At 62.7% G+C, this 26718-nt stretch carries 26 protein-coding genes; 4 read left to right on the top strand and 22 right to left on the bottom strand.

Annotated elements, in window-relative coordinates; genetic code table 11:
* Positions 1-46: 46 nt before the first annotated feature.
* The 9 genes from BSY16_RS27795 to BSY16_RS27755 form a co-directional block, all read right to left on the bottom strand.
* Entirely contained in the window at positions 47-1327 is a 1281-nt protein-coding gene (locus BSY16_RS27795; protein ID WP_069063001.1) for an NAD(P)/FAD-dependent oxidoreductase, read from the bottom strand.
* A 61-nt stretch (positions 1328-1388) separates the two neighbouring features.
* Positions 1389-2216, bottom strand: coding sequence for a transporter substrate-binding domain-containing protein (locus tag BSY16_RS27790; RefSeq protein WP_069063000.1), 828 nt, complete (start codon positions 2214-2216; stop codon positions 1389-1391).
* A gap of 302 nt (positions 2217-2518) precedes the next feature.
* On the bottom strand, positions 2519-2818 hold the full coding sequence (locus tag BSY16_RS27785; protein WP_150130167.1) for a DUF2218 domain-containing protein: 300 nt from the start codon (positions 2816-2818) through the stop codon (positions 2519-2521).
* Between the two features lie 155 nt (positions 2819-2973).
* On the bottom strand, positions 2974-4038 hold the full coding sequence (locus BSY16_RS27780) for an ABC transporter ATP-binding protein (RefSeq protein ID WP_069062999.1): 1065 nt from the start codon (positions 4036-4038) through the stop codon (positions 2974-2976).
* Positions 4035-4958 (bottom strand): PfkB family carbohydrate kinase, encoded by a 924-nt coding sequence (locus BSY16_RS27775; RefSeq protein WP_069062998.1) that lies wholly within the window; start codon positions 4956-4958, stop codon positions 4035-4037. The genes BSY16_RS27780 and BSY16_RS27775 overlap by 4 nt, the downstream gene beginning before the upstream one ends.
* Positions 4959-5975, bottom strand: coding sequence for an SIS domain-containing protein (locus tag BSY16_RS27770; RefSeq protein ID WP_069062997.1), 1017 nt, complete (start codon positions 5973-5975; stop codon positions 4959-4961).
* Complete coding sequence (locus BSY16_RS27765) at positions 5972-6817, bottom strand: carbohydrate ABC transporter permease (RefSeq protein ID WP_069062996.1); 846 nt, start codon at positions 6815-6817, stop codon at positions 5972-5974. Before BSY16_RS27765 ends, BSY16_RS27770 begins: the two co-directional genes overlap by 4 nt.
* Entirely contained in the window at positions 6817-7701 is an 885-nt protein-coding gene (locus tag BSY16_RS27760; protein WP_069063746.1) for a carbohydrate ABC transporter permease, read from the bottom strand. The genes BSY16_RS27765 and BSY16_RS27760 overlap by 1 nt, the downstream gene beginning before the upstream one ends.
* Positions 7702-7771: 70 nt before the next feature.
* Positions 7772-9010, bottom strand: coding sequence for an extracellular solute-binding protein (locus tag BSY16_RS27755; protein WP_069062995.1), 1239 nt, complete (start codon positions 9008-9010; stop codon positions 7772-7774).
* 167 nt (positions 9011-9177) lie between these two features.
* On the opposite strand from BSY16_RS27755, the gene BSY16_RS27750 reads away from it, so the two are divergent.
* A complete protein-coding gene (locus BSY16_RS27750; RefSeq protein WP_069062994.1) occupies positions 9178-10383 on the top strand; it encodes an ROK family transcriptional regulator in 1206 nt (401 codons plus the stop codon).
* A 253-nt stretch (positions 10384-10636) separates the two neighbouring features.
* Here the strand turns inward: BSY16_RS27750 and BSY16_RS27745 are convergent, their stop codons facing one another.
* Both BSY16_RS27745 and BSY16_RS27740 read right to left on the bottom strand, forming a co-directional pair.
* Entirely contained in the window at positions 10637-11323 is a 687-nt protein-coding gene (locus BSY16_RS27745; RefSeq protein WP_069062993.1) for a TetR/AcrR family transcriptional regulator, read from the bottom strand.
* Positions 11324-11391: 68 nt separating this feature from the next.
* Complete coding sequence (locus tag BSY16_RS27740; RefSeq protein ID WP_150130166.1) at positions 11392-12330, bottom strand: ATP-grasp fold amidoligase family protein; 939 nt, start codon at positions 12328-12330, stop codon at positions 11392-11394.
* Between the two features lie 88 nt (positions 12331-12418).
* On the opposite strand from BSY16_RS27740, the gene BSY16_RS27735 reads away from it, so the two are divergent.
* A complete protein-coding gene (locus BSY16_RS27735) occupies positions 12419-13933 on the top strand; it encodes a lipopolysaccharide biosynthesis protein (protein ID WP_069062992.1) in 1515 nt (504 codons plus the stop codon).
* A gap of 2 nt (positions 13934-13935) precedes the next feature.
* Here the strand turns inward: BSY16_RS27735 and BSY16_RS27730 are convergent, their stop codons facing one another.
* The 8 genes from BSY16_RS27730 to BSY16_RS27695 all read right to left on the bottom strand — a co-directional run bounded on the left by BSY16_RS27730 (position 13936) and on the right by BSY16_RS27695 (position 21703).
* Positions 13936-15054: a GumK N-terminal domain-containing glycosyltransferase gene (locus tag BSY16_RS27730; protein WP_150130165.1), complete on the bottom strand. Its 1119-nt coding sequence runs from the start codon at positions 15052-15054 to the stop codon at positions 13936-13938.
* A 131-nt stretch (positions 15055-15185) separates the two neighbouring features.
* Positions 15186-15575: a monovalent cation/H(+) antiporter subunit G gene (gene mnhG, locus BSY16_RS27725; RefSeq protein ID WP_069062990.1), complete on the bottom strand. Its 390-nt coding sequence runs from the start codon at positions 15573-15575 to the stop codon at positions 15186-15188.
* A complete protein-coding gene (locus tag BSY16_RS27720) occupies positions 15572-15853 on the bottom strand; it encodes a K+/H+ antiporter subunit F (RefSeq protein ID WP_069062989.1) in 282 nt (93 codons plus the stop codon). The genes mnhG and BSY16_RS27720 overlap by 4 nt, the downstream gene beginning before the upstream one ends.
* The gene (locus BSY16_RS27715; protein ID WP_069062988.1) at positions 15850-16326 is read right to left on the bottom strand and encodes a Na+/H+ antiporter subunit E; all 477 of its coding nucleotides are present in this window, start codon (positions 16324-16326) and stop codon (positions 15850-15852) included. The genes BSY16_RS27720 and BSY16_RS27715 overlap by 4 nt, the downstream gene beginning before the upstream one ends.
* A 1-nt stretch (position 16327) precedes the next feature.
* Positions 16328-17965 carry a monovalent cation/H+ antiporter subunit D gene (locus BSY16_RS27710; RefSeq protein WP_069062987.1) on the bottom strand — a complete coding sequence of 546 codons (1638 nt, stop codon included), beginning with the start codon at positions 17963-17965 and terminating at the stop codon, positions 16328-16330.
* Positions 17962-18300, bottom strand: a complete 339-nt coding sequence (locus BSY16_RS27705) for a Na+/H+ antiporter subunit C (RefSeq protein WP_069062986.1) — start codon at positions 18298-18300, stop codon at positions 17962-17964. Before BSY16_RS27705 ends, BSY16_RS27710 begins: the two co-directional genes overlap by 4 nt.
* Positions 18300-21218 carry a monovalent cation/H+ antiporter subunit A gene (locus tag BSY16_RS27700; protein ID WP_069062985.1) on the bottom strand — a complete coding sequence of 973 codons (2919 nt, stop codon included), beginning with the start codon at positions 21216-21218 and terminating at the stop codon, positions 18300-18302. The genes BSY16_RS27705 and BSY16_RS27700 overlap by 1 nt, the downstream gene beginning before the upstream one ends.
* Before the next feature lie 101 nt (positions 21219-21319).
* Positions 21320-21703, bottom strand: coding sequence for a hypothetical protein (locus BSY16_RS27695; RefSeq protein ID WP_150130164.1), 384 nt, complete (start codon positions 21701-21703; stop codon positions 21320-21322).
* 402 nt (positions 21704-22105) lie between these two features.
* On the opposite strand from BSY16_RS27695, the gene BSY16_RS33190 reads away from it, so the two are divergent.
* On the top strand, positions 22106-22432 hold the full coding sequence (locus BSY16_RS33190) for a DUF2934 domain-containing protein (protein WP_069062983.1): 327 nt from the start codon (positions 22106-22108) through the stop codon (positions 22430-22432).
* 6 nt (positions 22433-22438) lie between these two features.
* Here the strand turns inward: BSY16_RS33190 and BSY16_RS27685 are convergent, their stop codons facing one another.
* From BSY16_RS27685 to BSY16_RS27675, 3 genes are read right to left on the bottom strand one after another with little or no spacing between them, the layout of a single operon-like run.
* Positions 22439-23485 carry a glutathione synthase gene (locus BSY16_RS27685; RefSeq protein WP_069062982.1) on the bottom strand — a complete coding sequence of 349 codons (1047 nt, stop codon included), beginning with the start codon at positions 23483-23485 and terminating at the stop codon, positions 22439-22441.
* Positions 23486-23496: 11 nt separating this feature from the next.
* On the bottom strand, positions 23497-25392 hold the full coding sequence (locus BSY16_RS27680; protein WP_069062981.1) for a flavohemoglobin expression-modulating QEGLA motif protein: 1896 nt from the start codon (positions 25390-25392) through the stop codon (positions 23497-23499).
* Positions 25389-26201, bottom strand: a complete 813-nt coding sequence (locus tag BSY16_RS27675) for an N-formylglutamate amidohydrolase (protein WP_069062980.1) — start codon at positions 26199-26201, stop codon at positions 25389-25391. Before BSY16_RS27675 ends, BSY16_RS27680 begins: the two co-directional genes overlap by 4 nt.
* A gap of 142 nt (positions 26202-26343) precedes the next feature.
* Between BSY16_RS27675 and BSY16_RS27670 the strand changes: the two genes are divergently transcribed.
* A complete protein-coding gene (locus BSY16_RS27670; protein WP_069063744.1) occupies positions 26344-26703 on the top strand; it encodes a YbaN family protein in 360 nt (119 codons plus the stop codon).
* Positions 26704-26718: the final 15 nt, after the last annotated feature.

The following is a 26718-nucleotide window of genomic DNA, read 5'->3' as shown; positions in this document are numbered from 1 at the left end:
GCCCTTGCCTTGTTGTTTATGTCCGCAAGCCGTCGCCGCAAACGCTTCAGGCGGCGCGCTCGCGCCACCAGTCCTGTGCCTGGAGCTTCCAATAGGTGAGCTGCGCCACGGCGAGCCCCGCAAGACCGCCGGCCCAGACGAGGCCGAAGGGTTCATACAGCTTGTAGCGCTCGCTTTCGCCCAGAATGCCTTCGGCAATCACCTTGCCGCCGATCGCCGTCGTGTTGAGGCCGTGCCCGCCGAACGCGGTGCAGTACCAGACGCCGGGGCTCATGCGCCCGATCTGGGGCATCAGGTGCCGGGCGTAGGACATCAGGCCCGACCAGGCGAGTTCCGTCTTCAGGCCGGCAAGCTGCGGATAGGTGCCGACCATTTCGTCGCGCAGTTCCTTGACGAGACCCGCCGTCGAAGCGGCATGGGTGGTAATGCGCCCGCCCCAGAGCAGGCGGCGGCCGCCGTCGACGACGCGGTAGTAGTCGCCTGCCCTACGGTTGTCGCCGATCGCATTTCTGGTGGTGATCGCCGAGGCGATCAGCTCCGGCGCTTCTTCGCTCACCATGACATAGGTGGCGATCGGTAGGAACGAGCGCTTCAGCCTGCCGTTCAGCGCGCCAGTATAGCCGCCCGTCGTGAAAACCACGTCGCGGGCCTTCACCACACCGCCAGCCGTCGTTACCTGCTTTTCCGCACCGGAAAGATCCACGGACGTCGCTGGCGACTGTTCGCAGATTCGCCCGCCAAGGCGTTCGATTTCCTGTGCTATGGCCCGCAGATAGTTGAGCGGATGCATGTGGAAGGCGTTCGGATTGCGCAGGGCCTGGAAATAGCGTTCGGATTTCAGCACCGAACGCACGGCATCGCGATCCATATATTCAAGTTCGCAGCCATAGTCCCTGCGTGTCGCTTCCGCATAGGCCTTGAGGCCCGCGCCATCATCGTAGCGCAGCACGCTCATGATGCCCGGCTCAGGCTTGGCATCCACGATGCCGAGCGACTGGATATTCTCGCGAATGAACTCCATGCCCTCGACGGAAAGCTGGTGGAGTTGGCGTGCCGCGCTTTTGCCGACAACGCGCGCGATATCGTCGCCGCCCGTTGCGTAGCCTGGCCCAACGAAACCGCCATTGCGCCCGGAGGCGCCGAAACCGATGCTTTCGGCTTCCAGAACCGTGACGCGCTTGCCGGCGCGGGCAAGCTGCAAGGCGGCCGAAAGGCCGGCAAGGCCGCCGCCGACGATGACCGCGTCGCATTCGACCGTGCCCGAAAGGGCGGCGCGCGCCGTCTGGTCCGCCATGGTGCGTTTGTAATAGGTGTCCGGATAGGCCATGCGCATGCTCCCCCTCGAATATGAAGGGCGCGGGCAGGAAACCGCCCGCGCCGGTAGTTCATCAGTCGGCGCTGTAGTCCTTGCCGTACCACTTGGTGGTGAGCGTGCCGAGCGTGCCGTCCTTCTTCATCTCTTCGATGATGCCGCCGACCTTGGCGGTCCATTCCGGATCGACCTTTTCGGCGATGACGACGAGCGGCTCGCGGAAGGCATAGTCGCCATCCAGAACGCGCAGCGGATAGCCATTCTTGATGGCGTTGAGCGCGGTCTGTTCCGGCGCGATCACGGCATCGAGACGCACACCGGCGCCGAGGCGCAGGTCATCGAAGGGCAGCATGGAATCGGCGAAGGTGCGAACCTCGCCCGGCTCCAGCTTGTATTCGATCGGCGGCAGGCCCGGCGCATCGATTTCCAGCTTGCGGTTGATGAAGTCTTCCGATGTCGTTGCCGTCTCGACGCCGATGACCTTGCCGTTGAGATCGGTGACGGTCTTCGCGCCGCTGTCCTTGTGCACAACGTAGACATAGGGGCTGTAGTAATAGATGCCGACGAAGTCGATGACCTGGGCGCGCGCCTTGGTGGGCGTCACGGAGCCGACGCCGAGATCGTAACGACCCTGCCAGCGGCCACCCGTCAGCGTCGCCCAGTCCGGGGTATCGAAGGTGACCTCGACGCCGAGGCGCTTGGCGATCTCGCGCGACACGTCGATGTCGAAGCCGACCATCTCGTTGCTGTCGTCCAGATAGCTCTGGGGCGGCCAGCCGCTGTTGGTGGCAACGACCATCGCCTTCTTTTCCATGACGCGGTCAAGCGTCTCGCCGGCCTGGGCCGAGACGGCGGCTGCGACGAAAGCGGCACCTACGGCCAGTCGCATGAAGAGCGTTTTCATGTGGTCCTCCTTTTGATCCGGAAACCGGAATCCCCATTTATGTAAGATGTCTGACAACGAAATGTGTCAGGTCGGAGGTTTCAGAGTCAAGGGTGCTGGATGGCGGAAATCATGAAACGATGAGATGAGGCCATAGAATTCTGTGATGACTTGGCCAATCGACAACGACACGGCTCGCTGTGCGATCCCGTGTAGTTGTCGTACATCTTTACCCGATCCTGCGGAAAGGCTCGGGCGGCACGGCCCATGATCGGGCTGCGATATTGCCTGCTTCACCGGTCATGCCGGTGAGAGGAAATTCGTCAGGCGGCCTCGCCCTGACGCTGCCAGTCGAAGGCGCCGAGCTCTTCGCGGAAAGCAAACCGGACAAGATGGGATTCGATGACCGACTGGCCCCAGCCGAGGCTCTCCTCATCGTCCGCCTTCACCGTCACGCGCAGACCGGCCGCATCCGCGTCCAGCGTGGCGACGCCACGGTCGAAGCGGCATTTGCCGTGATTGTCCGAGTAGGTGACGTCAACCTTGTGGGCGAAGTGCTTGCACAATTGCACCAGATATTTCGAGCCGTGCTCGGTCTTCAAATAGGCGGCGGATTCGATCATACCTTTTCCTCTCATCCCTGGACTGCGACGAGACACGCTGCGCAGTTAAAACACAACCTCCATACTCATGTTTTTTCGACAAGAAAAGCCGGGCGGCAAAGCCAAATCTCAGATGCCGGCCAGATAGCGACCCGGCAGGAAACATCGCATTGCCGTCAGTTCAGCCGCTGTTCCGTTTCCGCGTCGAAGACGTGAAAGGCGGCGGGATCGGCGCTGAGGACGATCTCGTCGCCAGCCTGAAGTTTCGCAGAGGCCGGAAGGGCTGCAACGATGCGCTGGCTGCCGACCATCGCGGTCACGACCAGTTCCGGGCCGGTCAGTTCTGCTACCTCGCAGCGCGCCGATAGAGACAGGCCGCCGTCGGCTTTCCGGATGGCCTCCGGTCGGATGCCGAGAACCAGCCGGCGGCCCGGAGCGATGGATTCCAGTCCCGGCACGGGCACAACGATATCCGTACCGTCCACCTGGAGACCGCCCTCACCCGCGGTCGCTGCCAGCAGGTTCATCGGCGGCGCACCGACGAAGGTCGCGACATAGAGGGTCGCCGGCCGGTTGTAGATGTTTTCCGGCGTGTCGAGTTGCTCGATGCGGCCGTTGCGCATTACCGCAATGCGCGTTGCAAGCGTCATCGCCTCGATCTGGTCGTGCGTGACGTAGACGACCGTCGTCCGGGTCATCTGGTGCAGGCGCTTCAGTTCGGTGCGCATCTCCATGCGCAGCTTTGCATCAAGGTTCGAAAGCGGTTCGTCGAAGAGAAAGATTTTTGGATTGCGCACCAGCGCACGGCCGATCGCCACACGCTGGCGCTGGCCGCCGGAAAGCTGGCCGGGTTTGCGCTCCAGAAGATTTTCGATCTGCAGGAGCTTTGCGGTCTCTTGCACCGCGCGGTCACGCTCCGCCTTGTCGACCTTGCGCATTTCAAGCCCGAAACCAATGTTCCGGTGCACCGTGAGATTGGGATAGAGCGCATAGGACTGGAACACCATGGCGATGTCGCGATCCTTCGGATGCACGCCGACAATCGAGCGTTCGTCGATGCGGATATCGCCGCTTGTCGGCTCGGCAAGGCCGGCAATGATGTTGAGCAACGTGGACTTGCCGCAGCCGGATGCCCCGAGCAGTACCAGGAATTCGCCGCTTTCGAGTGCGATGTCGATGCCCTTCAGCGTCTCGACGGCGCCGTAGCTCTTGCGGATGGCGTTGATGGTCAGCGTGCTCATGCGAGGCCTTCCTGCAAGGTCGGTGCGTAGCGTCTGGGATTGGTGGACACGGCGCGCGAGGCAACGCTGGTTCCTGCCGCAAGGCTTTGTTCGAGCCCGTTTCCTGCAGCATAGGCTGCCAGGAAGGCTGCATTGAAAACGTCTCCGGCGCCGATCGTGTCGATAACGGTCACTGGTGGAGCCTCGGCGCGAAAAACCTTGCCGTCGGCATTGACGGCAACCGCACCCTTCGGCCCGCTTTTCACCACGACGATGGCATCCGTCGGCATGTTCCGGCGAAGGATGTGCGCCGCCTCGACCGGGTCGGACGCGCCGGCAAGGTTTGTCGTTTCCACCTCGTTGAACAGCGCGATGCGGCTGCGCGACAGCCAACGCCTAGCTGCCGCCTTGTTTTGCTCGGTCCAGCCCGCCAGCGGCCAGCCGGTATCGAGGGCAACGGCGATGTCGTGGCGACCCGCCCAGTCGAAGAAACGGTCGTAGTCCTCCGCCAACTTGTCGGTGAGGAAGGCGCCGCAGAGCAGCGCAATGCCGCCGGCAAGACGCGGGCCGTCGAGCACGGCGAAAACATCCTCCAGGCTGAAGAGCGGCAGATGGCCTCGCGTCGTGAAGAAGGTGCGCTCGCCGTCCGGATGGGTGATGCCCACCGAGAGCGTGGTGCTTTCGCCATGCACCGGCCAGTGTTTGGCATGATCGCCAAAACTTTCCGCGAGCCAGGCACCGAAGCGGTCACTGCCGATGCTTGCGGCAATTTCGAAGGGCGTGCCGAGGGCGAGCCACGCAAGCGCGGCATTGCCGGCCGAGCCGCCGACGCGCAGTTCGTCATGGTCGACGATGATTTCCGTGCCGGGCTGCGGCCAGGGCGCGGCCGGACCCATGATCAGGTCGACATTGACGTTTCCAATGACGGCAAGCGGTTTCACTCATTCACTCCGGGTAATCTTGCTGGAGCGCACCGGCGTTCCGGCATCGGCAACGCGTGCGGCGGCGAATGCGATCATCAGGCGTTGTGCCGTCGGCAGCATGGCGAAGACAGCGCCAAGCCCGGTCGAGGGCGGAAAGGCGATCGTTGCCGCGTCGGCGACCGGCGGGTGGCCGGAGGCATCGAAGATCACGAGCCTGGCGCCGGCCGCGACCACTGAGGTCGCCATGGCCGTTACGAGATCGGCTGTCTCATCATTGCTGCGGAACAACACCACACCCACCTTCGGCGACAGCATTTCCATCGGTCCGTGGCGCAACTGGCCGCCTTCCAGCGAGAAGCACGGCACACGGGACAGCTCGGTAAAGCCGAGTGCAATAGCCTCTGCAAGGCCCTGCAGCCGGCGCCCGGATGTCACGACCGAGCGGACGCCGGAAAGGGCGGCAAGCGCCTCGTCGATGGCAGGCTCAAGCGGATTCTCCAATGCATCGACGGCCTGCGCGGCATTCTCACCAAGCGCTTCGAGGATGGCGAGGTGCAGGGCAAAGCTCACAGTCAGGCTTCGCGTCGCGGCAAAGGCTTGTTCGGTGCCGCCTTGGCCGATCAGGCAGGGGGCGGTGCGGGCGAGGAAGGAGCCATTTTCGAGCGTGAAGCCGAAGGTTTCGGCGTGGCCGCCGGTCTCGTCGTACCAGCGTAGCACTTCTGCGCTTTCGCCCGATTGCGAGGTGATGAAGACCGTGCGGCCCTCAAGCGACAGCGGTGCGCCGAGCTGTTCGGACAACGGCAGCGCGATCGCGTCGATGCCGAGCAGGCGGTAGAGCGGCTCGACGGCCCGGCCGACGGCGTGCGAACCGCCCATGCCGAGCAGCAGCAGCCTGCCGGTGCATTTCAGGCTTTCGGCCGCCTTCGCGGCCACTTCGCCATTGGTGCGGAAGGAGGCAAGCGCATCGGCATGCTGCCGGGCCATTTCCCGCTCGATGGCCAGAAGGCCCTCCGGTCGTGTCGTCGTCATTGTCATCCTTTCACACCGCCGCTGGTGAGGCCCGAAATCAAGGCCCGTTGCATGAGAAGGCCGACCAGGACCGGCGGCAGTGCGGCAAGCACGCCGGCCGTGGCGATCAGCCCGTAGTCGGAAACGCGCCCGCCGGCGAGGTCGGCGATGGTCACCGTCAAGGTTCGTGCGCGCTGGTCCGAGGTGAAGAGCAGCGCATAGAAAAACTCGTCCCAGGCGAGCAGGAAGGCGAACAGCGCCGATGTGGCGACGATCGGCATGGCAAGCGGCAGGGTAACGATACGCAGCGTGGCAAAGAGGCTCGCACCGTCCATCATCGCGGCCTGCTCGATCTCGCGAGGAATGCCGTCGAAGCCGGATTTCATGAGCCAGGTCGTGAAAGGAGCAAGGATGCTGAGATAGACGAGCGCCAGACCGAAGACCGAGTTGAGGAGCCCCAGGGCTGCGAGCGCCATGTAGAGCGGCACGGCGAGCGCAACAGGTGGCAACATGTAGGTGGCGATCACCAGCGACAGCGACCAGCCGATCGAGGGCGTGCGCGAGACGGCCCAACCGGCCGGAACGGCGAGCGCAATAGCCGCGATCGTCGCCATGCCGGCGACGAGGATGCTGTTGACGAGCGAGGCGGTGAAGGCCGCGCCGGCGCTGTTGGGGATGGTCGACAGCAGTGTGGCATAGCGCGAGAAATCGACCGTGCTCGGCCACCAGCGCAACGGTTTTGCGACAAGATCCGCGGCCGGCGAGATGCTCATGACGAAAAGCCAGAAGATCGGTGCGAGAATGACGGCGGCGAACAGGAGGGCTGCGGTATGGATCAGAATGGAGGCCAGTCGGCTGCGGTGTTCCATCAGGTGGCACTCCCGGCGGCGCGGCGCACCAGCATGCCGTAGCCGATCGCCAGCACCGTCACGATGAGCGTGACGACGAGGGCGAGCGAAGCCCCGGAGCCTGCGCGCTGGAAGGAGAACGCTTCCTGGTAGACGAGGATCGACAGAGTGCGCGTCGAATTGGCCGGGCCGCCGCGCGTCATCACCCAGATGATGTCGAACACCTTGAAGGCCTCGATCGTGCGCAGCACGAGCGCCACCATCAGCGGGCCGGCGAGATAGGGCAGAATGACGAAACGGAAGCGGGCGAAAGAGCCGGCACCATCGACCAGCGAGGCAGAAGTGATGTCGCGCGGTACGGCCTGAAGGGCAGCCAGCGCGATGAGGGCGACGAGCGGAAAATTCTTCCAGCAATCGGCAACGATCAGCGCCGTCATTGCCGTGCCCGGCTCGCCCAGCCATGAACGGTAGCTGTCAAGAAGGCCAATCTGGGTCAGCGCCGCATTGAGCGCGCCGTATTCCGGATTGTAGATGAGCCGCCACAGGGTCGCGTTGACGACGGTCGGCAGAGCCCAGGGCAGGATCAAGAGGGCGCGCAGCACCGTGCGGCCATAGAACTGCTGGTTCAACAGCAGGGCCGCGAGAACGCCGATCACCATTTCCGCCGTCACGGACACCACGGCAAACCAGGTGGTCGCCCAGAGGGCGCGTTGGAAGTTGCTGCTGCCCAGCATTTTCAGGTAATTGTCGACGCCGACGAAATTGCCGGAAGCGCCGACCAGCTTGGCGTCGGTGAAGGACAGCCGGACCGTGTCGATCATCGGCCAGCCGATCACGGCGAGCATGATTATCAGAAGCGGCAGCATGAGAAGCCATGCCCGGGTGGTCATCCAGGTGCCGGACATAGCGTCCTCGTCATCGATTGTCGGGAAGGAAAGTGTGCGGGCGACCGGGGCCGCCCGCAAGGTATGATTATCAGAGGCCGCTGTTTTCCGCGGCGGACTTCAGCGCGTCTTCGGGCGACGCCTGATCGAGCAGAGCCTCCTGAATGGCCTGCTGGAGCGCCGTGGACAGTTCCTGATACTTCGCCGTCGTCGGACGCGGATACATCGCCGCCAACCCGAGCTTGGCGGCGGCGATCAGCTCTTCCTGGCCGGCAGTGACAGCTGCATCTTCGTAGGAGGACGCCCAGATCGGCAGGCTGAGCTTCGCATAGGCGTTCTGCGTCTCCTGCGAGGTCATGTGCACGATATATTTCCAGGCCTCATCGGGATGTTTGCTCGTCGTGGTGACGCCGAGACCCATCGAGCCGTTGACGGCCGAAACCGTGCTCTTGCCTTCGACGCCCGGTGCCGGCACGACGCCGACCTTGCCGGCAACCTTGCTGTCCTTGCCGCCATTGGCCATGTTGTACATGTAGGTCCAGTTCAGTGCGAAGGCCGCCTCGCCGTTCTGGAAGACGTTGCGTACGTCCTCTTCCAGGAACTCCTTGGAGTTCGGGTTGGTGAGGCCCGACTTGTAGCTGTCGACCATGTATTTCAGCGCGTCGAGACCGCCGCCTTCGGTAAAGGCCGGCTTGCCGTCCTTCAGGAACTCGCCGCCATAGGCACTGACCAGCGTGGTGTAGTCGCAGATCGCGGCTTCGGCCTGCGACCAGCTCCAGGCGATCGGCGTCGCCAGCAGGCCCTTGTCCTTGATGATCTTGGCCTGATCGTTGAGTTCGGCCCAGGTCTTCGGCGGCGCCTTGATGCCGGCCTTTTCGAGAATTTCCTTGTTATAGAACAGGTATTTCGTGTCGAGGATCCACGGCATGCCGTAGGACTTGCCGTCATAATTGACGGTCGTCCAGGCGCCCGGCAGCACGCCCTTCTTCATCTCGTCGGTAATGCGCGAGGAAACGTCGACAAGCACGTTGTTCGTCGCGTACTCAGCCGGCCAGATCACGTCGAACAGCACGACGTCATAGCCGCTGCCGGACCCTTGCGCGAGCACCGCCTTGTCGTGCAGGCCCTCGTAGGGAACGAATTCGAGGTTCACCTTGACGTCCGGGTTCGCCTTGCTGAAGGCGTCGGTCATAGCGCGCACATCGGCTTCGCTATAGGCGGCCTGCGCCATGAAGAGGGCGTTAAGCGTGGTTTCAGCAAAGGCGTGCGGGGCCGAAACGGCCGCGATCAGCGTCGCGCCAAGCAGGGATTTCTTGATTGATTTCAACATGTCTTCCTCCGGTTTGCTTCTTGATTGCGAAAGTAACGAAAAGGCGCCTGTCGTTGTGTAGGCCCGTCCGTGGTTCGTGTTCCCTGGAACTCTTTGGTCCCTATTAAGTCAAATGGCTTGACTTAAATGTTCTGTATTATTCAAATGGTGTCAAGAGGGAATTGCCGATGCATGATTTGCGGACGATCCGTGCCAAGAGCGGGACCAATCAGGAAGGTACGAGCGCGCATAACCGGCGCGTCATCATCGAGGCCATCCGCCTGAACGGGTCGCTGTCGCGCGCCGATCTCGCCCGCGCCACCCGGCTGACCAAGCAGACAATTTCAAACCTTATCGAAAGCCTTGAAGTGGACGGGCTCGTCGCCTCGCAAGAGGTGGTTCGCGGCGCGCGGGGGCAGCCTTCGACGCCCTACCGGCTGGTTCCGGAAGGCGCCTTTGCGCTCGGCGTGCAGATTGACCGTCACCTGACGCGCGTCGTCGCCGTCGACCTGATGGGCCACGAAGTGGCGCGTGTCGTGGCAAACCTACCGCCCGGCGGCCCTGCGGAAGGCAGCAAGCTTATTCTCCACCTGATCGATACCGTTCGCCGCGATCTAGTCGCCCGCTTTCCGGAATCCGTGCACAGGCTTGCCGGCCTGGGGGTCGCCATGCCGGGCCCGTTCGGGTTACCGCCCTCAGATGACGACACCTGGATGATGGCGCAGTGGCAATCCTTTCCGCTGGTGGAAACGTTGGCGGCCGGCACGGGGCTTGTCACCAGCCTGCAGAACGATGCGACGGCCTGCGCGACGGCAGAAAGAATGAATGGGGCCGCCGATGGCCTCGATCACGCCGTCTGCATCTATTTCGGCTATGGTATCGGCGCTGGCCTCATCCTCGGCGGAGAACTCTACACCGGCAGCAACAGCAATGCTGGCGAGATCGGCATGGTGCTGTTTTCGCGCGGCGGCACCCAGTCGCCGCTCGAGCATCGCGCCTCGCTCGCCTCGCTGTTCCAGCATCTCGGCCTCGATTCGGCGACCACCGAAGCCTATGCCGACGTCGAGCGGCTCACACTTGCGGGGGACCCGCGCATCCTTGATTGGATAGCCGGCGCTGCTGCCGACATGCGGCAGGCGGTGCATATGGTCGAAACGATTTTCGACCCGCAGACGGTGATCCTTTCCGGTAGCGCGCCAGGCCCGCTTGCAAATCGGCTGTTTGAGGCGATGTTCCCCCTCCTCCCGTCGAACGCCGACCGGCCCGACCGCAGTCTGCCCCGCCTGCAGATCGGCATGATCGGCCTCTGGGCGGTAGCGCTTGGCGCGGCAGCCGAACCAATCCGCCGCGCCTTCGACCCGCGCTTTTCCGCGATCTTGAAGGACGCCCCATAGGCGATGCGCGCATGGTTGACATGGACAGGGCCGTTGCTCATTTCTCAGGCATTTGCCGCCTGAGAGAGGCCAAACCAGCGGCTTCTGCAGTTTATTTGCACGAGCGTACCGGAATCGCCGAATCAGACCTTCCCTGCATTTCGGCAACATCCTACTGGGATATCACTCGCGCAACCCGCGAGCTTCCCCGCGTCATTGGGAGCCAAACCGTGGCGCTTGCTGCCCCGCTTCGTGCGGGGCTCTTTTTTTGCGCTCACCCCGGAAAACTTCTCGGAAAAGCCTGGCGCAGCAGGGCCATGGCCGTCTTGTGCAGGGCGTCCGAACGGACCATGTCTGGATTGAACGTATCCCAGTACCAGGCGCCCTGAACGAGGTAGTTCAGACCCTCGGCGAGCGTATCCGTATCCACGCCCTCATACCCGCCATCCCGTGCCACCTCGGCCAGCAGCGTGCGTGACTGGGCGAGATAGGCCTGGTCGCTCGGCAGGCTGATCAGGCGGTCGAGCTGCATGGTTTGCCGATCGCTGCCGAACACGACCCAGACCGAGACCCAGTCGGGATGCTGATTGCGGAAATGCCGGGCGCAGTCAATGGAGGCGACGACGCGTTCGGCGGCCAAAAGACCGGGCTTGTTCACCGTCTCTTCCCAAAGCCGGGCGAACTGTTCGTCCAGATATTCGAGAACCGCACGAAACAGCTTTTCCTTCGAGCCGAAGTGAAACACCACCAGCGCATTGGAGGAGCCGATTTCGCGGGCGATGCGCTGCATGGTGACACCGGCAATCCCTTCCTCTGCGATGAGGCGGATGGTGGTGTCGATGATACGCTGTGCGCTCGCCTGCCCGCGCAGATGGCGACGATCCTGTCTGCCGGTCTTGGTCATCGGCGTGGAAGCGTCCGCATCGTCGTTCGGCGCCGGAGCGGCTTTCGGTGTCTTCAACGCATCGCCCCCGGTTCGCGTGGTCCGCCCTTATCGAATGACGAACCGCCGTGGTCAACGGCTGCCCGCTAGGCGGCGTTCGGCAGGTCGAAATCGAGTGTCCATTTGTCGCCGATCAAGCGGTCGTACTGTGGGGGATCGAAGCGCTCGAAGCCACCGCCGGGATAAAGCGTCAGCTCACCGAGCTTGATCCAGTCGTCGCTGGCATAGAGGTCGATGCGCAGGAAGTCGAAGCCGCGGCCGATGGTCTGGGCAACGCGCATCATCTCGTCGAAACGGGCCGGCTTCGGCACATCACCCGGATAGAATGTCAGGTAGTCGGGATCGTGGAACGGCAGCTTTTCCCAGTCCGGCGTGTAGTGGCAGGCATAGCCTTCGCCATCGATCCGCAAGTTGATCTCGATATGGGAAACGACACCGTTAAAGGTGAAGAAGCGGTAGTCCCACGGCACGCCGCCATCGACGACGAGCATCGCCTCTATGAGGACCTGCGGTTTCACGCCGCTATAGGCCCATTCGCGATTATACTGGGCATGGTCAAGCTGCAGCCACGCCGGCGCGGGGTTTTCCGCAAGCAGCCGCTGGATGTCGTCCTGCGCATAAAGGAACCGTCCCTGCGCGCTGGCATGGGTGGGTTTTACCACGGCCGGCAACGGAACCGCCGTCCAATCCACCGTCGAAAGATCCGTACCGACCCAATAGGTCGGCGTCACATAGGCCGGCCCGAGCTTTTCGGCAACGAAGGGCTTTACAGCGGCCTTGTCGACCAGCGTCGCATAGACCGGCTTGCGATCGTAGAGCTTGCGCGCCTGCACCTTCTCGCAAAACGTCCTTGGCTGGTCGATATTCGGCCATTGACCCTTGATGACCCAGTATTTCAGCTTGAGGTACGGCTTGTCCGGCAGCGGCTTGATCACGCGCCAGATCAGGTGATGGAACATCTCCTTGAGCGTCCGCTGCTGATAGCCGGGGACAAGGAACGTCTCCTTGCGCTCCGGTTTCTCCATGATCGCCCCCACCGCCTTTATTTTGCCACGCTCCACCAATGCCCGGCTTTATTTAATGCAAAGTTATCTTTTCGTGAGAAAAGGGCGAATGACCAGCATCCTCGGCTCTTCCTTGCTCAATTTGGCGGCAACACTCGTGTCGCTGATGGCAGGCTTCCTCGTCAGCGTCATAAACGCGCGTGTGCTCGGCCCCGCCGGCTCGGGCACGGTCGCCTATGCGATGTGGGTGGTCGTCTGCGCCGCGGCGCTTGCGGACCGGGGTTTTCCGCAGATGGTGCTGCGCTACGTCGCAGCGCTGCGTGATCAGGGCGAGGCTGCATGGCAGCCGGTTGTACGGCAGGCTTTCCGGTCGTTCCTGCCCGTTGTGCTGGCGGTTTTCCTGCTGCTGCTTGGCTATGGCCTCTACCACCGAACCCTGGACCGCCCTGCGCCCTGGATCTGGATCGCCGCGAGTGTGCTTTTCCTAGCCTATGTCTTTTCCGCTTTCTCGGCCGCTACGGCGCGTGGGCGCGGGCGCTTCGGCGAGGTTGCGGCCATCACCGCCGTCGGCAGCCTTTTTCAGATACCGCTTGTCTTCATCGGCGCGTTTCTCGTGGGGCCGGGCGGCGCCTTTCTCGGCATGCTGACCCGCTACCTGCCGCAGGCTCTCAGCCTGCCAAAACACCTCGGCCGCCGCTCCGCGTCGGACGCAACCACCGTGTCGCCCGAAATGCAGAGCTATCGCCGCAGCATGTGGGCAAGCGACGCGATCGACATCGTCCTGCTCACCCGGATCGAATACCTCGTCATCGGCTATTTCCTGGCGGACGCGGATATCGGCTACTTCGCCGCCGCGGTGGTGTTTGCCGGCCTGGTGGGCCAGATGACCCTGCAACTGTCGCCGGCCTTCCTCGTCGGTCTTACGGCGCGTGCGTCCAGTGACGGCACGTCCGGTCCACCCACGGAACTCTACAGGAACAGCCTGCGGCTGACCGCCCTCTTCATGATGCCGCTCGGCCTTGGCGGGGCTGCCGTCGTCGGTCCGCTCGTTCCCCTCGTCTTCGGCGCCGACTTTGCGCCGGCTGCAAATGCCGCCGTCCTGTTCATGCTGGCTTCCGTGCCGGCCGGGATCGCCGTGGTGCCTTGGGCCTACCTCGCGGCCGGAGCACGGGGGCGGACCTTGATGCATGTGACGCTTTTTTCCGCCGCGCTGATTTTCGCCCTGCTTGTCGTCGTCGTGCCGGTCGCGGGCATTCTGGGTGCGGCAGTGGTTCGGGTCCTGTCGGAAACGCTGACGCTGGCGTTTTTGCTGAGGGCTGCAAGCAGCCATGGCGGTCCTACTGCTCCCTGGAGCGCGCTTTTGCGTACGCTGGTGGCCGCAAGCGTATGCGGGCTGGTAGCCTTTGCCGTCACGACCGTGGTGCCGGGCGCCATTGGGATTGTTTTGGCTATTGGGACGGGTGCGCTTGTCTACCTGGTGGCGATCCGCGTGCTCGGCCTCATCGCCGCAGACGAGGCAACGCGCCTGTTCCAGCTGGTCGAGGCACGCCTGCCGGGCAAGGTCCGCCCCCTCGCTCAGCGTCTTGTCGGCTTGATCGCCGCGTCCCCGGCGGGGAGCGGCTGAGGTTACTGCGGAAACACCGTGGCGAGCGTCTGTGCCGCCACATCCTCCCAACTGAGAATGCCGAGACGGTAGGACCGATCGTGCGGCCAGCCGAGCGCCGTATCGATGATTGCCCGCCAATCGTTGGCGGCATCGAGCGAATAGGTGATCTCATTGCCGCGAGACACGGGAATGATATCCGGAAGCACGACGGGGAGCAGGCAATAGCCGTATTGCAGCAGCTTGAGGCTCGATTCGGCCAGATAGACTTCGCTGGTGTTCACCTTGTATGGCGCAAGCCCGATATCGGCATGCCGGATATAGGCGGCAAGCGTCTCGAAGGACTGCTCGCCATGAACCTCGATATTGGCCGGCGCCTCGCCGCGCCACTTGATGCCGAAGAGATGGAACGTCACTTCGGGCGCAACGCTGGCCATCTGCTCCACGGCAGCCTGGTCGAACAACATGTCGCCGACGGCAACCGCGTTGCGGCTGCCCGGCGCATAGGGCGAGGCCTCGGCTTTATCGAAGGCAGCCCCCTCGATACCCTGCGGAACAAAATTCACCTTGCCACCCGATGGAAGCATTTCGCCAAGGCGGCGCGACGGAACGCAGATGCTGTCGAACAGACCTATGACCCGACGCTCGGTTTCGCAAAGATAGGGCGCCGCACCGACGCTAAGCAGGAGGTCGCGGCAGAAATAGAGCAATTTCGCCTTCGGATTCAGGCGCCTTAGAAGTGGTACGAAGGCGATCGGCGTGCCGCTCTCGACGACCACGAGATCCGCATCCTTGATCTTCTGCGCCACGAATCCGGGAAGAAAACGTCCGTAGAGCGCGAAAAGCGGTTTCACCGCCGCATTGACGAGCGGATTGGATGTGCTGAAGGCGTGGATCGGCGGCAGATAGGCGCCGGCATGAAGGTGCGGCTTGATTTCGGCGTATCGGTTGCCTTGTGTGCGGCGCAGCGCCTCCAATCGCGCCTTCTGCTTGAAGCGGCTCAAGCCGCTGTGGCCGACTGTCGTGAAAAACACGTCATGGCCGGCGGCTGCCCAGTTGCGCGCAACAAAATGGATGCTCGCCTTCCTGAAACCGTCGAGGAAGACGTGCGACGTCAAGACGACGATTTTTCTGGCATGCATGATCGGCTCTTCCATGATCGACGCATCACGGGTGGCGTGTTGTGAATGGCTTTGCCCCATGGTCGGGCAAATTAGAGGGGGCAGCCTTAATATTGCTGGAACATGCTCCGCAAGTTCTTACAACCAAAAGATCATTTGGCGTCCACAATCTCGACCGGCGGCTGGGCGGGCCCTTCGGCTGGAACGCCCGGATTTCCCTCGGTTCGGTCGCGATGCAGCGCCGCACGGGCGAGCAGCATGAGCGTGACGGGCGTGGTGACGGTCACGAAGATGCCGATCAAAATTTCGTGAACGACGGGCCGCGTGGCAAGCATGGTGAAGAAAATCATCGAGGCCATGACGATGCCGCCCGTACCCCAGCTCGTGCCGAGCGTCGGCGCATGGATGCGCTCGTAGAAGGTCGGCAGGCGGACGAAACCGATCGTGCCGATCAGCGTGAGCCCGGCGCCGATCACCAGGAAGAAGGAAATGAGGATTGCAGCCCAGGCCGGCAGGTCGCTTGCGTGTTCGATCGTGCTCATTCGACCACCTCCCCCCGCATCAGAAATTTGGCGAGGGCAACCGTCGCGACGAAGCCGAGCATGCCTATGACGAGAGATGCCTCGAAATAGATGACCTTGCCGGTGCGGATGCCGAACACCATCAGGAGAAGCATGGAGTTCACGTACAGCGTATCGAGCGCCAGCACCCGATCCTGCGCGCGCGGGCCGCGCGACATGCGCAGTGCGGCAAGCGCCATCGCAACCGCCAGGCAGATCTGCGCAAAGGTTACGGACCAAAGGAGGATCGTTTGGCTCATTCGAAGATCTCCATCAGCAGCGCCTCGTAGCGGGTCTTGATCAGCACGCGCCACGCCTCCTGGTCGACGAGGTCGAGCACATGGATCAGCACCGATTTTGTCAGCGAGTTGTATTCCAGCCAGGCGGTTCCCGGCGTGCTCGTTACCACCACGGCAAGCACGGCAAGCGCCGTCGGGTTCTCCAGCTCCAGCGGCACGGTTATGAAGCCTGATTTGATGCGCTTGCTGCGCCCGGTCAGCAGGATGGAGGCGACGGCGATGTTCGAGCGCACGATGTCATAGAGCACGATGCCGACCAGCTTGGGCAGCAGATACCATTTTCGCAAGCGCGGCTTGGCGGGCCGCAAGGCGGCCATGCCCCAGGAAGCGAAGACCGAAACGATGCAGCCAAGAATGAGATGGCCGAGCGTGAACCCGTTGAGGGCAAGCCACATGAGGACGAGCGAGGCGCTGAGAAGCGGATAGGGCAGCATGTCAGATCCCTCCCCCGCCATCCGGGCCGCTCGGCTCACTCACGCCGGCGCGGCGTGCATTGATTACGGCATCGATATAGGCCGTCGGCTGCTGGAGGTTGCGAACAGTCTCCTCCATGTAGCTCATCGCCGGCCCCGCCTTGATGGTCAAGGCGAGCGTCAGGGCGATCAGCAGCATCACAGGCGCCATTTCCATGACGAGCACGCGGGGGACGGTGCCCTCCATCGAGGCCCAGAAGGTGCGGATGCCGGCGCGGGTCATGGAGATGAGCGCGGCAAGCCCGGACAGGATGAGCAGTCCGACGATCCACCAGGCGGGGGCTGCGATGGGCGCGTCGCCCTGCGCAGTCGCGCCGATCATGCCCGACAGCATGGCAAACTTCGCGACGAAGCCGGAGAGCGGCGGCAGGCCCGACAGCAGGATGCCGCAGGCGGCAAAGCAGATGCCGAGCACCGCAATCGTTCCCGGCATGGTTACGCCCACCTCGACCTCTTCGTCCTCCTCGTCCGCGTCGCCATAGGCTTCCATCGTGACGGCGAGAACCGATGCACCAGCATCCTGCCCGCGCTCGACAAGTTCGATGAGCAGAAAGAAGGCGGCGATCGTGAGCGTGGAGCTCACCATGTAGAAGAGCGCGCCGGCCGTCACCATGCCGTTGTTGAGGCCGAGGACTGCGAGCAGCGTACCCGAGGAAACGAGCACGGAGTAACTCGCCAATCGCCCGAGTGCCTGGGAGGCAAGCACGCCGATCGTACCGAAGGCGATGGTCGCCATACCGCCGTAGAGCAGTACATTGAGCCCGAGACCGGCGGAAGCGCCCTGCCCGAAGACCAGCAGCGACAGACGCAGGATGACGTAGATGCCGACCTTGCTCATGATCGCGAATATGCCGGCGACTGGAGCGGTCGCGGCGCTATAGGCGCCCGGCAGCCAGAAATTCAGTGGCCACATACCGGCCTTGATGAGGAAGACGATGCCGAGAATGCCGGCGCCGGCCTCCAGCAGCATACGCCGCTCGCCTTCGATTTCGCCGATGCGCACAGCGAGATCCGCCATGTTGAGCGTGCCCGCCGAGCCATAGATGGCACTGACGCCGATCAGGAAGCAGAGTGCTGCCGCAAGGTTGACGGCGATGTAATGCAGGCCCGCCTTGACGCGCATGGGGCCGGAGCCGTGCATCAGCAAGCCGTAGGAGGCGGCCAGCATCACCTCGAAGAAGACGAAGAGGTTGAAGAGATCCCCCGTCAGGAACGCGCCGTTGAGCCCCATCAGCAGGAACTGGAACAGCGAGTGGAAATGCGCACCCGCGGTGTGCCAGCGGGCGAGCGCGTAGACGAGTGTCGGGATAGCGAGGATCGAGGCGAGGACGAGCATCAAGGCCGAGAGCCGATCGACGACCAGCACGATGCCGAAGGGCGCCGGCCAGTTGCCGAGCATGTAGACGCCCTCGAAGCTGCCGTCGCCGTTATTGGCAAGCCGGAACAGGCTGATGGCGACGGCGGCTAGCGCCAGGCCTGAGACGACGCTGATCATGGCCTTGATGACGCGCTCGCGCTCATCGAAGAAGAGGAGCGTCGCGCCGGCGACAAGCGGGATCAGGATCGGTGCGATGATGAGGTGTTGCTGCCAGCCGCTCATTTCGGCTGCTCCCTGCCGTCGACATGGTCCGTGCCGGTGAGGCCGCGTGCAGCGAGCAGCACGACGAGGAACAGCGCCGTCGTCGCAAAACCGATGACGATGGCGGTCAGCACCAGCGCATGCGGCACCGGATCGGTCACCGCCGAGATGTCGACACCCTCGCCGAGTAACGGCGCGGCATTGGATTTCACACCGCCGACGCCGAAGATAAAGAGGTTGACCGCGTAGGACAGCAGGGAAAGGCCGATGATGACCTGATAGGTGCGCGGGCGCAGGATGAGCCAGACGCCGGAGCCCGTCATGATGCCGATGCCGATCGAAAGAACGAGTTCCATCAGGTTTCCTCCGCCTTGGTGGCTTCGAGGCCGCGGACCCGATGCGTACGTATGGATTGGTGTGCAAGCGCAATCAGGATCAGCACCGTGGCGCCGACGACTAGCGAGAAGACCCCGAGGTCGAACAGGAGGGCGGTCGCAGCCGGAATTTTGCCGATGAACGGTACCTCTATGTATTGTGAATAGGTCGTTAGGAACGGATAGCCGAACAGCCAGGCGCCCATGCCGGTAAGGGCTGCCAGCAGAAGGCCGATACCCATCCAGCGCAGCGGCAGGATGCGCAGGCGATCCTCCGCCCAGCGCACACCGCCCGCAAGATATTGCAGCAGGAAGGCGATCGCCATGGTGATGCCAGCGGCAAAGCCACCGCCTGGCAGGTCATGTCCGCGCAGGAGCAGGTAGATCGAGAAGGTGATGATGACCGGGAACATCCACTGCATGATCACGGACGGCACGAGCAGATAGTCGCGCACGGTGTCGCCGGCCGAACGCTCTGGACGCTCCGCATCATAGGCATTCTGTATGCGTTGCTGCTCCGGCTTGTCGACGCTGTCAGCGGCCGGACGGAAGCGGCGCAACAGCGCGAAGACGGTCAGCGCTACGATGGCGAGAACCGCGATCTCGCCCAGCGTGTCGAAGCCGCGGAAGTCGACGAGGATGACGTTGACCACGTTGCGCCCGCCGCCTTCCGTATAGGCCTTTTCCAGGAAATAGCTGGCGATTGCATCCGGCACCGGCTGCTTCATGATTGCGTAGGAAAAGACGAACATGCCGAAGCCGCAGGAAATCGCGAGCAGGAAGTCGCGGAAGCGGCGGCTGCGGGCAGAGAACGACACCGAATTGTCGACTTTTTCCGAGCGCTTGGGCAGCCAGCGCAGGCCGAGCAGCAACAGCACCGTCGTGACGATCTCGACGACGAGCTGCGTGATGGCGAGATCCGGTGCAGATAGCCAGACAAAGGTGATGCAGGTGGTGATGCCCGCACCGCCGAGCAGGACGAGTGCCGCAAGACGGTGATACTTCGCCTGGTAGGCGGCACCCAGCGCGCAGAAGGCACCGATGCACCAGACGGCTGCGAAGATCGGATCAACGCCGTCAAAAACCAGCGGCGTCGGCGCAAAGCCAGCGATGTAGAGCGGCACGACACCCGCCAGCAGACCGGCCGTGGCGATGAGGCGCAACTGCGGTTGCAGATTGCGGGTACCCAGACGGCTTTCCATCCAGCGCGCCCATTTCCACGATACGGTCACGAGCACACGCTCGAAGATGCGCTGGCCGCCGAGATGGCGGAAGAGCGGCGGACCATCGTCGCACTTGGCGAGGTAATCCTTCATCACGGCGTAGAGTGCCACGCCGCCGACGAGCGCAATTATGCTCATGATCAGCGGCGTGTTGACGCCATGCCAGACGGCGAGGCTGTATTCCGGCGTGCGGTCGCCAAGCACGGAGACGACGGCCGAATGCAGGAACGGGCCGATCGACAGGCTCGGAATGATGCCGACCACCAGGCAGGCGAGCACCAGGAACTCGATCGGGAAGCGCATCCAGTGCGGCGGCTCGTGGGGTTTCGGTTTCGGCAGATCGGTTGGCTCGGGGCCGAAGAACACCATGTGGATGAAGCGGAGCGAATAGGCGACGGAGAAGGCGCCGGCGAGCACCGCGACATAGGGCAGGATGCGATCAAGAACCGAATCTGCATGCGTTTCAACCGCTTCGGCAAAGAACATCTCCTTCGAGATGAAGCCGTTGAGCAGCGGCACGCCCGCCATCGCCGCGCTCGCCACCATGGCGAGCGTGCCGGTAATCGGCAGGTATTTTAAGAGCCCGCTTAATCGTCGCATGTCGCGCGTGCCGGTTTCATGGTCGATGATGCCGGCAGCCATGAAGAGCGATGCCTTGAAGGTGGCATGGTTCATCATGTGGAAGATCGCAGCCACCGCCGCCAGCGGGCTGCCGAGGCTGAGCAGCGTGGTGATGAGGCCGAGATGGCTGATCGTCGAATAGGCGAGCAGGCCCTTAAGGTCCTGCTGGAACATGGCGAAATAGGCGCCGAGCAACAGTGTGCTGATGCCGGCGATGCCGACCAGCATGAACCATTCATAGGTACCGGACAGCGCCGGCCAGAAGCGCACGAGGAGGAAGACGCCCGCCTTCACCATGGTAGCGGAATGCAGATAGGCCGAAACCGGCGTCGGCGCCGCCATGGCATTCGGCAGCCAGAAATGGAACGGCACCTGCGCGCTTTTGGTCAGCGCGCCCATGAGGATCAGGACGAGCGCGGTAAGATAGAGCGGATGCGCCTTGATCTGGTCTCCGGAGGCGAGCACCACGTCGAGATCGTAGCTGCCGACGATATGGCCGAGCACCAGCAGGCCCGCGAGCAGGCAGAAGCCGCCGATGCCGGTGATCGTCAGCGCCATGCGCGCACCGTCGCGCGCCGCGGCATTGTGGTGCCAGTAGCTGATCAGCAGGAAGGAGAAGATGCTGGTCAGCTCCCAGAACACCGAGAGCAGGATGATGTTGCCCGACAGCACGATGCCGAGCATCGAGCCCATGAAGGCGAGCAGGAAGGAGAAGAACCGCGGGACCGGATCCTCCTCCGACATGTAGTAGCGCGCATAGAGCACCACGAGGCAGCCGATGCCGGTGATGAGCATGGCAAATAGCCAGGCAAACCCATCCATGCGCAGCGTGACGTTCAATCCGAGCTGCGGCAGCCATTCGAGATCGAACCGCACCTTGCCGCCAGCGCGCACCGCCGGGTAGAGCGCTGCCGTCAGCAGGAGGGCCGCAAACGACACGGCGCCCGACATGCGCGCTGCAAGAATGCGGGAATCCGTCCGCAAGAGAATGGTCGCGGCGAGGCTTCCCGCAAAGGGAAGGCAGACCAGCAGGACCAGAATCATTTCACCTGTCATCGGATGATCGATCGCTTTCGAACGTCAGAACTTCTCACATGCCGGCACGCCGGCGACATCGGGAAGACCGCGGCGATCGACGGGAACGATCGAGGCGGCCGTCAGGCGAAATCGAGCGGGGGCGCACGCGCCCGATGCGTCTGGATACAACCATTGCCGATACCGGAAGGCGGTACAATGGCAGCGTTGACGGCAATGCCGTTCTGGTGAACGTTCGTCTCTGTCGACAGACAGGCGTGGTCTATTCCGCTGCCATCGAATGTCATTGCCGTGCCAGCCACGACGCGCTTGCGGCATTCCATATCGGCAAGAGCAGATGAGGTATTCGCCGTCTTCAGCGTGCCATAGCGAAGCACTTTTGACGGAGAACTGGCGGCGGCGGGAACCGTCAGCGTCGATATCAACAACAAAAGACAGGTCAGCGAGGTGCAGAGAAGGCGAAAAGTCCGACAAGCCGGTCGATGCTGTTGCCCGAATGCTGCCAAACGCCCTGCCTCTCTAGTTCGTCGATTATCTTGAAGATTCTTTCATCCGGACAATACGTTGGCCGAGTTGGCGCTGTCCACCCGCAAGCACGAAACTTTTCCAAAATTACGCCGTTTCACCGCGAGGAACGCGATAAGATTTCCTTACCATCCCTCAAAACGGTGATCCCGACGCAATCCGCTCGGCTTGATGCCATTTCGCTTTGGGCGCATTCTAGTTCGGCGAATCGCATTTAGCAGACCTGCTCCCGGAGGCTTCGGCCGGAGCGAAAGGTGCGTCGAATATCTGGACCTGCCGGTCGATGTTCCCGGTCGTCCAGTGAGTTCCGTGTCCCGGTGACTGCTCGCAAGCCTGCGGCATATCCGGCACGGCGTCAGTCCACTCTGGAACGGGGATACACGATGACGGATGCGAAAAGTGAATGGATCAGCAAGCGCGCCTACTTGATCTGGGAAGAGGCCGGCCGGCCACACGGTAATGACGGCGACCATTGGGAACAGGCCGTGCGTGAGCGCGAGGAACTCGAACGTGTAGCCCTTGTCGCAGAGGCAAAGCCGTCGAGCGCGAAGAAGCCGCTGATCGAAATCTCCACAAAGGCTGGGGAGAAAAAGGCAGAGGCGGCCAAGCCGAAGAAGAAGGCGGAAGCCGCTGCTGAGAAGCCTGCCGCAGCCAAGGCCGTCGCCAAGGCGAAATCGACCAAGGCTTCGGCAAACAGCAAATTGATCTGATCGCTTTCACAAGGTGGCGAGCGTTCTGTTGGCAATCGCGCCGGCATAAGCATCGCGCTGGGCGACCTTGTCCTCCAGAGCGGATATGATGTTCTGGCCGAAATCGACATCGTAGAGGTCGAGCATCGCGCTGAGGCCACCCGGCGTGAAGACGTTGATCTCCAGAATCTTGTCGCCGACGATGTCGAGGCCGACGAGGAACATGCCGTCCTCGATAAGCTTGGGTCGGACCATTTCGGCAATTGCCAGGATTTCCGGCGTGATCTCGACCGCGACTGCGGTGCCCGCGGCATGAATGTTCGAGCGGACCTCGCCCTTGGCCGGCACGCGGCGGATGGCAGCATATTTGCCATCCTGCTCCAGCGGGCGCCCGTTCATCAGGAAAAGGCGGATGTCCCCTTCGGTTGCCGCCGGCAGGTAGTTCTGGACGATCAGGTATCCCTCGCCGCTGACTGCCTCGAAAATCTGGTTGAGGTTCGCTTCGTCGGCAGAACCGATCTTGAAGACGTTCTTGCCGCCGGATCCCTGCAGCGGCTTCATGATGACGCCGTCCTTGTGACTGTCGATGAAGGCGCGAATCTCGTCGATGCTCTTGGAAATCAGCGTCTCCGGCCGAACAGCCCGCGGAAAGCCCTGAAAGTAGAGCTTGTTCTGCGCCAGCGTCAGGCCGTCGGGATCGTTGACGACAATGCTACCGCGTGCGGCGGCCAGCCGGCCGAACATTGCACCAACATGAGCGGCCCAGGGCCGGTCGTCGGCGTCGAGCGACGGGTCGTTGCGAAGGAAAACCACGTCGACGTCGCCCACGTCCATCGTTTCAACGGTTGCGTCATCGCCCTGGAGGGCGGCGTGAAAACTCTCCGGCTTCTTGTAGCGTTTGCCGGGCAGAACATGGCCGCGGATGGCGAGACTATCGTCGGCCCGCAGCACGAAATCACCGGGCGTTATGTAGCAAATGTCGTGTCCGCGCGCGACCGCCGCCATGGCGAGCGCTGTGGTCGTATAGGTCGGGGTCTCCCCCTCGATCGAGTTGACGAAAAAGGCGATACGCATGGTTGCTCTCCTCAAGCTTCGAGCATGGAAAGGGGTGTGAGACCGGTGCGGGCGCGTTCCAGCCTTGCGCGGCCCCGGTCGGTTTCGAGACAGAGTGGTCGCAAGATCGGCGCCTTCAGCAGGCCGCGAGCACCAAGCTCCTCCATCACGCTGAAATGGGACGCGGAAATCTTGCCCATCCAGAACGGGTCGAGCGCGCCGCCGGCCTTTAGGTGGCTGAGCAGCGATAACAGTCCCCGCAGATAGATCGCATCCTTGGCGAGTCCTCCTCCCCGGAAGACCCGCAGCAGAAGGCCGAAGGCTGTTTCTGCATCGAAATCATGCTCTTGTACCAAAGTACGAAAGCTTTCGGCGAAGGACGCTCCGGCCAGCATGAGATCGCAGCCGATGACGCGGGCGGCCAGCAGGCGCAGGCGCTCCGGCGTAAAACCACCAGCCAGGAATTCGGCGAAAACCGCAAGCCCCTCCTGCATGCCCTCGTAACCGGAAAGGCCGATCCGGAACACACGCAACCCCTGTGCCGACCCGTTGAAATAGGTAAGAAGATGGACGCCCACCTCGTGGCTGAGCAGCGCCTCCACGCGGTGGCGCATCATGCGCGTGCGGCGGGAAATGAGCAGGCGCCGCCCCGACACCAGCAAACCGGCAGGCACGTCGTCGCGCAGTTCGATGGCGGCGTCGAAACCATCGTAGCGGAGATGATAGTCCAGCATCATCGTGCGTGCGCGGTGCTCGACATAAAAGCAGTCCACGACCTCGTCGTCACCGCCCGAAAGGGAAGACGTGCGCCCGGCATCGGAGGTTCCATCCAGAACCTCGTGGGCCGCCTTCAACAGCGACGGCTCGACCGGACCGTAGAGCGCGCGCCCGAACTCGACGAATCGCGCTTTTTCCCGTTCGGCGATCAGCGTCAGCTGAAGATCGAGTTCCTGCTGTTTTTCCCGGTAGATCTGGTGCAGCACGGGATCTTCGAGCCGATCAAGCGCGATCGAATAGAGCCGGCGTTTTTCCTGCTCCACAAGCAGGCTCAACGGCCGATAGAGAAAGCGTGGTGGTTTTTCGAATTTGTTCGCCTTGAACTCCTTCCAGGCCGCATCCGCATTGATCGGGGTGACGGCGAGCAGAAAATCGAAGCTCGAGGCGACGTCATCCATGCCGCGATCCGCCCGTTCGACGGCATCGATGAACGCCTTCCGGCCAAAGGCTCGGTAAGTGGCCGGCTTCGGGAAACCATCCGCATCGAGAAACGCTGCGAAGGCCCGCAGGCCCGCATCGAGAAAATTGTCGATGAGACGTTCGCGCAAATCCGGATAGGTGGCTTCCGATCCGGTGACGCGGTAGATCGGCGCGAAACGCAGCGTCAGAAGCGGCAGCCGCAGCGCCAGAAGCTCAGGGCGCACGCACGGATCGTCCTCTGCGGCGCAAAGCTCGACATGCGGTGTGCGAAAACGGGCCTCGAACCCCTTCACCGCCGCCTCGAAGGCCCCGAGCGCCCGCTTCGCCGCAGTGCCTGAGGTTGCCGACAGCATGACTTCGAACGGTTGCAGAAACGGTGCGTCGTCGGAAAGCAATCGGTCACGGTCGAATTCGTCCACGTCGAGCAGCACGAAGGTACCGAATTTCCGGCGGAGAGCCTTCGCAATCGGCACGATGAGTTCGATGGCATCCTCGATGCGGCTAACAAGCAGATAGGACGCGTTTGCGGCCGCAACCTCGCGGGCCACGATATGCCCGCCTGGATCCCCGATATGCAGGCACAGGAACGGCAACGGCCGGTCGATATGCAGGCGTCCCCCGTCGAGATCCCGGCGCATGGATTTCCCGGCGTCGAGCGCCTCGACCACCTCTTCGACAAGAGACTTCTCTTTTTTTCGTCGTGGCTTGCGGGCCGTCGTGGTGGGACTCATGCGACCTCCCGCAGCGCCCTTTCGAGCACTGGTACGGATCCGGCTATCAGCGTGCGAAACGCCGCGATGGCCTGCCAGTCCGGCGCGCCCGTCCACTCATCCATGAAAATCTTCTTGAATTCGATCGCGATGGCACAGCCGGTTTCGGGAAACCGCTCATGGATGAACCGCGTCTGCTCACCGCGCCCCTGGAAGGCGATGTTCTCGCGCACATCCAATCTGCGGCCAAGAAAATCGAAATCGGCAGCAAAGCCCATGAACGCATCGACGATCGGCGCCCAGCGGTCGCGGTCCATCGAGATGGTGCCGATATTGATCTCCGGCGCGTCGCTCGCCTCGGTCGAGGCGGCCGCCGCTCCCGCCCGGCGATGGTTGTAGCTGTGGATGTCGAGCACGATGAAACGGCCGTACTGCGCCGCGACACCCCGCAGGTAGTTTTCCAGCATGTCATAATAGGCGTCATGAACGGCGAGCGTCTCTGCGATCTCCGCATCGGAGGGCGTTTCGCGCCAGACCTTCAGTCCCCAGGCCTGCTCGGGTCGGAGATAGAAAGCCCCATCCCGGGCACGATTGAGGTCGACCTCGAAACGGGAACGATGAAAGACGATACGGTTTTGCAGATCGCGGATGGTTTGCGCGGTGAAAGGGTCCTCTTCACGCAGGCGTTCATCCTCCTTGAGCGCCATTTTCAACAGCAGATTTTCGCGGACCGCATGGCCATCGTGAATGGCTGTCGCAACCACGGGCGACGCGCCCCGGTGCGTCGTCCACCAGGCATTCGTGTTTTCGCCCGCGGCATCATCCAACATTCGCTTAGCCCGCCCTGCTTCAGTCGGCATAGGAATGCCTGACGAAGATGTTCGTTCCAATCGTCGCGACGTCGTGGCCTCTTGGACACAAGGACAAAGCACTCTATCTGAACGGTCAACACCGTTTGTGATGAGGAACCTCGTGCGCTCGATCTACATGCTGGCTGGCCTGCTGATGACAGCGCTCGGCATCGTCGGGGCCTTCCTGCCTCTGCTGCCCACAACGCCGTTCCTGCTGGTCGCCGTCTGGTGCTTTTCCCGTTCCTCGCCCCGCCTGGAGAAGTGGCTGCTCAACCATCGCACGCTCGGCCCGCCGTTGAGAAATTGGCAACGCGAGGGAGCGATCGCCGCGCGTGCGAAAATCGTCGCCGTTTCTCTCATTGCCGCGAGCTACGGCTTCTTCTGGTACCGCACGCAGCCCTCGCCGCTTCTTGCTGCCATCGTCGGGCTTATCCTGTCGGGGAGCGTGCTCTTCATTCTGACCCGGCCACTGCCGAAATGATCGCCTATGTCGCGA

The sequence above is a fragment of the Sinorhizobium sp. RAC02 genome (genome assembly GCF_001713395.1).
Taxonomy (GTDB): Bacteria; Pseudomonadota; Alphaproteobacteria; order Rhizobiales; family Rhizobiaceae; genus Shinella.
This window is presented reverse-complemented; position numbering and strand designations above follow the sequence as displayed.

Bases quoted from the DNA above. Each gene is read 5' to 3' on its own strand.
- BSY16_RS27740 (WP_150130166.1), bottom strand. From the start codon at position 12,330: ATGGAGAAACCGGAGCGCAAGGAGACGTTCCTTGTCCCCGGCTATCAG.
- BSY16_RS27735 (WP_069062992.1), top strand. From the start codon at position 12,419: ATGACCAGCATCCTCGGCTCTTCCTTGCTCAATTTGGCGGCAACACTC.
- BSY16_RS27780 (WP_069062999.1), bottom strand. From the start codon at position 4,038: ATGAGCACGCTGACCATCAACGCCATCCGCAAGAGCTACGGCGCCGTC.
- BSY16_RS27685 (WP_069062982.1), bottom strand. From the start codon at position 23,485: ATGCGTATCGCCTTTTTCGTCAACTCGATCGAGGGGGAGACCCCGACC.
- BSY16_RS27730 (WP_150130165.1), bottom strand. From the start codon at position 15,054: ATGCATGCCAGAAAAATCGTCGTCTTGACGTCGCACGTCTTCCTCGAC.
- BSY16_RS27715 (WP_069062988.1), bottom strand. From the start codon at position 16,326: ATGCTGCCCTATCCGCTTCTCAGCGCCTCGCTCGTCCTCATGTGGCTT.
- BSY16_RS27675 (WP_069062980.1), bottom strand. From the start codon at position 26,201: ATGTTGGATGATGCCGCGGGCGAAAACACGAATGCCTGGTGGACGACG.
- BSY16_RS27755 (WP_069062995.1), bottom strand. From the start codon at position 9,010: ATGTTGAAATCAATCAAGAAATCCCTGCTTGGCGCGACGCTGATCGCG.
- BSY16_RS27795 (WP_069063001.1), bottom strand. From the start codon at position 1,327: ATGGCCTATCCGGACACCTATTACAAACGCACCATGGCGGACCAGACG.
- mnhG (WP_069062990.1), bottom strand. From the start codon at position 15,575: ATGAGCACGATCGAACACGCAAGCGACCTGCCGGCCTGGGCTGCAATC.
- BSY16_RS27710 (WP_069062987.1), bottom strand. From the start codon at position 17,965: ATGAGCGGCTGGCAGCAACACCTCATCATCGCACCGATCCTGATCCCG.
- BSY16_RS27765 (WP_069062996.1), bottom strand. From the start codon at position 6,817: ATGGAACACCGCAGCCGACTGGCCTCCATTCTGATCCATACCGCAGCC.
- BSY16_RS27770 (WP_069062997.1), bottom strand. From the start codon at position 5,975: ATGACAATGACGACGACACGACCGGAGGGCCTTCTGGCCATCGAGCGG.
- BSY16_RS27760 (WP_069063746.1), bottom strand. From the start codon at position 7,701: ATGTCCGGCACCTGGATGACCACCCGGGCATGGCTTCTCATGCTGCCG.
- BSY16_RS27720 (WP_069062989.1), bottom strand. From the start codon at position 15,853: ATGAGCCAAACGATCCTCCTTTGGTCCGTAACCTTTGCGCAGATCTGC.
- BSY16_RS27705 (WP_069062986.1), bottom strand. From the start codon at position 18,300: ATGGAACTCGTTCTTTCGATCGGCATCGGCATCATGACGGGCTCCGGC.
- BSY16_RS33190 (WP_069062983.1), top strand. From the start codon at position 22,106: ATGACGGATGCGAAAAGTGAATGGATCAGCAAGCGCGCCTACTTGATC.
- BSY16_RS27785 (WP_150130167.1), bottom strand. From the start codon at position 2,818: ATGATCGAATCCGCCGCCTATTTGAAGACCGAGCACGGCTCGAAATAT.
- BSY16_RS27750 (WP_069062994.1), top strand. From the start codon at position 9,178: ATGCATGATTTGCGGACGATCCGTGCCAAGAGCGGGACCAATCAGGAA.
- BSY16_RS27680 (WP_069062981.1), bottom strand. From the start codon at position 25,392: ATGAGTCCCACCACGACGGCCCGCAAGCCACGACGAAAAAAAGAGAAG.
- BSY16_RS27790 (WP_069063000.1), bottom strand. From the start codon at position 2,216: ATGAAAACGCTCTTCATGCGACTGGCCGTAGGTGCCGCTTTCGTCGCA.
- BSY16_RS27700 (WP_069062985.1), bottom strand. From the start codon at position 21,218: ATGACAGGTGAAATGATTCTGGTCCTGCTGGTCTGCCTTCCCTTTGCG.